The 5604-nt window shown below is 35.8% G+C and carries 5 protein-coding genes and 1 pseudogene; 1 reads left to right on the top strand and 5 read right to left on the bottom strand.

The features are described 5' to 3' along the window. From ABWO41_RS14760 to ABWO41_RS14740, 5 genes and pseudogenes are all read right to left on the bottom strand, one after another. A partial coding sequence (locus ABWO41_RS14760) for an MBL fold metallo-hydrolase (RefSeq protein WP_353139676.1) occupies positions 1-426 on the bottom strand: 426 nt, incomplete at its 3' end. 132 nt (positions 427-558) lie between these two features. Next, positions 559-786: pseudogene (locus tag ABWO41_RS14755) on the bottom strand (four helix bundle protein); the annotation flags it as partial. 85 nt (positions 787-871) lie between these two features. Next, positions 872-2260, bottom strand: coding sequence for a dihydrolipoyl dehydrogenase (gene lpdA, locus ABWO41_RS14750; RefSeq protein WP_353139673.1), 1389 nt, complete (start codon positions 2258-2260; stop codon positions 872-874). A gap of 399 nt (positions 2261-2659) precedes the next feature. Beyond that, positions 2660-3121: a c-type cytochrome gene (locus ABWO41_RS14745; protein WP_353139670.1), complete on the bottom strand. Its 462-nt coding sequence runs from the start codon at positions 3119-3121 to the stop codon at positions 2660-2662. Beyond that, on the bottom strand, positions 3111-4385 hold the full coding sequence (locus ABWO41_RS14740) for a PQQ-dependent sugar dehydrogenase (RefSeq protein ID WP_353139667.1): 1275 nt from the start codon (positions 4383-4385) through the stop codon (positions 3111-3113). Before ABWO41_RS14740 ends, ABWO41_RS14745 begins: the two co-directional genes overlap by 11 nt. A 408-nt stretch (positions 4386-4793) precedes the next feature. On the opposite strand from ABWO41_RS14740, the gene ABWO41_RS14735 reads away from it, so the two are divergent. Beyond that, positions 4794-5604: glycoside hydrolase family 95 protein (locus ABWO41_RS14735; RefSeq protein ID WP_353139664.1), on the top strand; the 811-nt coding region annotated here is incomplete at its 3' end.

Here is a 5604-nt window from a genome sequence, read left to right as displayed (position 1 = left end):
ATTTGGATTAACAGCCCATTCCCAATGTTCCTGATTAGACCAATAGATTGCATTTCGAAACGTAGGAACCAGTTTTCCGTCTTTTGTAGAAACAGCCCCACCTACATGATCAAAATGAAGATGAGTAAGAATAACATCTGTTATATCATTTTCATGAAAACCGCATTGGTGAATAGAAGATAAGAGATTGTCATTTCCGTGGAGATGGTAATAGCCAAAGAATTTTTCGTCTTGTTTATTGCCTAGTCCTGTGTCTATTAATATAAGGCGGTGATCTTCTTCTATTAAAAGACAACGGGCCGCCCAGGAACACATATTGTTCTCATCGGCAGGATTTGTTCTGTTCCATATAGATTTTGGAACTACCCCGAACATTGCGCCCCCGTCGAGCTTAAAATGTTCTGCTTCTATTTTATGTAATTGCATAATTAAGAGAGTAGGAAGTAGTAAATTGGTAATTGATTGTAAATCAATTTTTGTTAATTAAACCGGTAAGCATTTTAAAAATTGAAACGACCACCGGTTCAATATCTATAATATCCTGTTGGTTGATGAAATTTAAGATAATGCAATCGCTATTTGTGTATCTATTTTAACTAATGAGCTTCTGCTTATTTCATGAAATCTCTTTTTCTCAACTGATCTTCGGGAAGCGCCCTCTGCGATATTGGAACTCACTGATACAACAGCTCTTTTTAGTTGAGAGCTTAAACCATATTTTTCATCAACAGGGAACTTTGTAGTTAGTTGGTAAATTACTTTAGAAAGTAGAGTAGCAGATTTGTAAACTTTAAGATTTTATGTGCAAGATTAAGCATGATTAAATCTTAAATTAAGGTTATCTACTTTCTACTTTCTGTTATACTTTATTCTACAAATGAATTACCTCGCCATAAGCATCAGCAGCAGCTTCCATTATAGCTTCGCTCATAGTTGGGTGAGGGTGTACAGATTTAACAATTTCCATACCCGTAGTTTCCAGTTTTCTGGCTACAACTACTTCGGCAATCATTTCTGTAACATTTGCACCAATCATGTGTGCGCCTAAAAATTCTCCGTATTTAGCATCAAAGATAACTTTAACAAAACCATCTTTAGCACCCGAAGCACTAGCTTTACCCGATGCAGAGAATGGGAATTTACCCACTTTTATATCATATCCAGCTTCTTTTGCTTTTTTCTCTGTATAACCAACAGAAGCAATTTCCGGAGAACAATAAGTACATCCGGGAATATTATTGTAATTTAAAGGTTCTGGATGATGACCGGCAATTTTCTCGACACAAATAATGCCTTCTGCAGATGCGACGTGAGCTAAAGCCTGTCCCGGAACGATATCCCCGATAGCATAAACACCAGCAACATTTGTTCTGTAGAATTCATCTACTACAACTTTTCCTTTATCAGTTTTTACACCAACTTCTTCCAGTCCTATATTTTCGATATTTGCAATAACGCCAACAGCAGATAAAACAACCTCTGCTTCTAAAACTTTGTTGCCAGATTCTGTTTTAACGTTTACTTTACACAGGTCGCCAGAAGTATCTACAGATTCTACAGAAGATTTAGTCATTACTTCTATACCTGTTTTTTTGAAGGATCTTACTAATTGCTTAGATACATCTTCATCTTCCACAGGAACAATGTTGTCCATAAATTCGACAACGGTAACTTTCGTTCCCATTGTAGCATAGAAATAAGCGAATTCAACGCCAATAGCTCCGGAACCTACAACCACCATAGATTTAGGAAGTTGAGGAAGAACCATAGCTTCTCTATATCCTATGATTTTTTTGCCGTCTTGTTTTAGATTAGGTAGCTCTCTTGAACGACCCCCGGTAGCTAAAATTGTATGTTTTGCTGTATATTCTTTTGTAGAACCATCAGCAGCTTTTACTTCAATTTTACCGCCTTTTTTTATTTTTGCGTATCCGTTAATAACGTCAATTTTATTTTTCTTCATTAAGAACTGGATACCTTTACTCATGCCATCGGCAACACCGCGACTTCTTTTTACAATAGCATCAAAATCAGCTTCAGCTCCAGCTACTTGTATACCATACTCGGAAGCGTGATTTATATATTCGAATACTTGTGCACTTTTTAACAAAGCCTTTGTAGGTATACATCCCCAGTTTAGACAAATTCCACCAAGAGATTCTTTTTCTACAACAGCAGTTTTTAGACCTAATTGGGATGCTCTGATTGCAGCAACATATCCACCTGGCCCGCTACCTATGACAATAACATCGTAATTCATAATGAGTTTCTTTTGGGGCCGAATTTAGTAAATTATTGAGACATATGCTTAAAAAAAGCACTCAAGATGTCAATGTGAAATTTTCATTTATAAATTCTTTTCGTGTGTAAATTCTTAATGAGGTCGTATTATGGGGATAGCTTTGTTCATAAAGATACTATGTACATAACGGAAAAAAGCTAAAAATAGGGAGAGCTATTAGTCTTTAAGAACTTAAGGTTTTTATTTTACTAATGTTATAAACTCATGTATATATGCAACGATTTTGAAAGGTAAAGTATTTGATACTGTAACCAGAGAGATATTGGTAGATTTAGCAATCTTTAAGGGGATGACTATCGGCGCTGGCTGATATTTATTATATAAATACCGGATAATTTATCCGGTATTTTATTTGTTTTACTTTTTAGCGCTATTTCTGACTTTGACAACCTCAGCAGCGCTGATTGCCGAAGATTTGTTATCAAAATTATTTCTGATAAAAGTTAAAATATCAGCTATTTGTTGGTTACTTAGGTAATTAAAGGCCGGCATAGGGTTTGAGTATTCTTCTCCATCTATTTCAATAGGTTCGTTTAGCCCATTCAAGAGAATGTTTATCAATCTTGTCTTATCACCATTTACATAATCTGTTTTTCTGATGGGCGGGTTTAAATTAGGAACACCATTGCCATCTTCCTGATGACAAACCATACAATGTTGTGTATAAAGGGCTTTACCACTATCGAATGACTTTTTAAAATTTTTAACGGTGGCGGTATTTTGTGTTGGAAGTGGTTTTTTATGTTGTGCCAATACAAGTAAGTTCGTTAATGAAAATATTGTTGTTATCAAAAAGAGATTCAGGATTTTATTTACCATTATAAGTTATTTTAAAGATAGTACCTTTTTTATCGTCCGTTATGTATAAAGATCCGTCTGGTCCCTGGGCCAAACCGCATGGTCTGTACACTGCTTGCGATGCAGATGTAATACTATCTGATCCGGAGAAGCCATTGGCAAATATTTCCCATTCACCAGAAGGTCTGCCATTCTTAAAAGGGACAAAAGCCACATAAAACCCTTCCTGTTTTTCAGGAGTTCTGTTCCACGAACCATGAAAAGCAATAAAAGCTCCGTTTCTGTATTTTTCAGGAAACTGATTGCCTGTATAAAATAAAAGTCCGTTTGGTGCTAAATGAGCAGGAAATGCCACTGTCGGATTAATAAACGATCCGTTAGCTGGTTTTTTACCATCTCCGCCATACTCAGGCGCTAAAATGTTCTTTTTTTGAAATGGATCGTAATAGGCAAAAGGCCATCCCGCATTATCACCTTTTTTTAATTCATATAAACATTCGGCAGGCAGTTCAGCATTCATCTTAGCATCATACAGATCAGGGAACAATGTGTTAAGCTGATCCCGGCCGTGTTGCATTACAAATAAGCTGTTAGTAATATTGTTCCAATCTAAACCCACAACGTTTCTTAATCCGGTAGCATAACGGATGCCTTCTCCATAACTTTGATTAAGTTTGTTCACCTTAAATTGCCAGATTCCTCCGGCAGAATCTAATAAAGGGCAGCCAGGAATACCTAAAGAACCTGTTTTACGATCTTCCTGTTGGCAAGAGTTAGAGTAAGCCCCAATATTTACATATATATTATCTGCATTATCAATAACAATAGACTTTGTTTCATGTTGTCGCCCCATTTTCAGTCCTGTAATTATTTTATCAGGGTTATCAATGTCAGTAACCTCATTTTTTTCGTTTAACGTGTACCTAAAGACCTCTTTGTTAGAAGATGCATACAGAAATCCATTTTTTACATAAAGTCCCGTACCTCCGTAATTGCCAAAACCTTTAATTACTTCATATGTACCGTCCGAATTGCTATCTTTTAGATAAAGGATGCCCTTACCATCTACAACTCTGGCTAATTTTACATAAATACTTCCGTCTGGGTTAATAGTTAAATGTCTTGGTCGTCCCAAATTTTCGGCAATTATAGCAGTTGTAAAACCCTGAGGTAAAGTGATTTTAACCCCATTAGCAACAGGAACTATGTTTCTTATAGTTTTACTTTTAGCAGAGGCAGAGCTTAATAAAAGCATCAATCCAAAGATTAAAAAGTGTTTATTCATATTATTTAAAAGCTATCGTTTTGTACCTGAATGTAAGTATTCTAAAATAATTTAGCACAATTGGTGATGTTGTCAAAAATAGCATTGGGCATAGCCTTTTTGTTTAATTCATTTGGCAAATGATGAAGCGTAATTGGCTTTTGGGTGTTATTTCCGACATTATAGTGTTAGGCTTTATACTTTTCGCTTTATATAAATATGCCAAAAAAATTTAGTAATAAGCCAATAAGCCTAATTGTTCTGACAAATAAAAAATGCTAATTGCAGATTGAATTTCCTGAGTTTCTAGGAGATTGGGATTATTAACTGTTTAATTGACTGTCTGAATATAATTGAGTAAAAATTGCTCATTTCATATTTAGGCAGTTTCTTTTTTAAGAAGGTATATAATAAATTGTTAACCAGAATATGCGAAAACTTTATTTTTTAGCTCTGACTTTTTTTTTAGCTGTAGCCAATGCGGATGCTCAGCAACAATACGATAAAACTTTAAAATTATGGTACAATGCACCATCCAGAAATTGGAATGAGGCTTTGCCTATTGGTAATGGTCGTTTAGGCGCAATGGTTTTTGGTAATTCAAATCAGGAAAAAATTCAGCTGAACGAGGAAACGGTTTGGTCAGGTGGCCCTAATACCAATATTACTTCAGAATCGGGTGCAGCTATTCCAAAGTTGAGGCAGCTTATTTTTGAGGAGAAATTTTTAGAGGCACAGGCTTTGGCTGACGTGGATATGTTTCCTAAGAAAAATAGTGGAATGATTTACCAGCCTGTAGGCGATTTATTGATAAACTTTCCGGGCCATGAGCAGGTTGAAAAATATTACAGAGACCTTAATATAGAAAAGGCAGTAGCATCGGTAAGTTACCGTTTAAACGGCGTTAACTATAAAAGAGAGACTTTTGCTTCTTTTCCCGATGAGGTTATAATTGTTCGTTTAACTGCTGATAAGCCCGGTAAGATAACTTTTAACGCGTCATTGACTTCGCCGCAAAAAAGCTCGCAGAAAATAGAAGATGGTAAATTAATTTTAACCGGGGTAGCTGCAGATCATGAAGGTGAGAAGGGACAAATCAGGTTCGAAACTCAGGTAAAAACCAAAATAAAAGGTGGAAGGGCCGAACTCACTGGTAATTCCTGGAATGTTACCAATGCCAATGAAGCGATTATTTATATCTCTATGGCGACCAATTTTGTCAAATACAATGATATTTCTG

Source organism: Pseudopedobacter sp., from assembly GCF_040392825.1.
Taxonomy (GTDB): Bacteria; Bacteroidota; Bacteroidia; order Sphingobacteriales; family Sphingobacteriaceae; genus Pseudopedobacter.
This window is presented reverse-complemented; position numbering and strand designations above follow the sequence as displayed.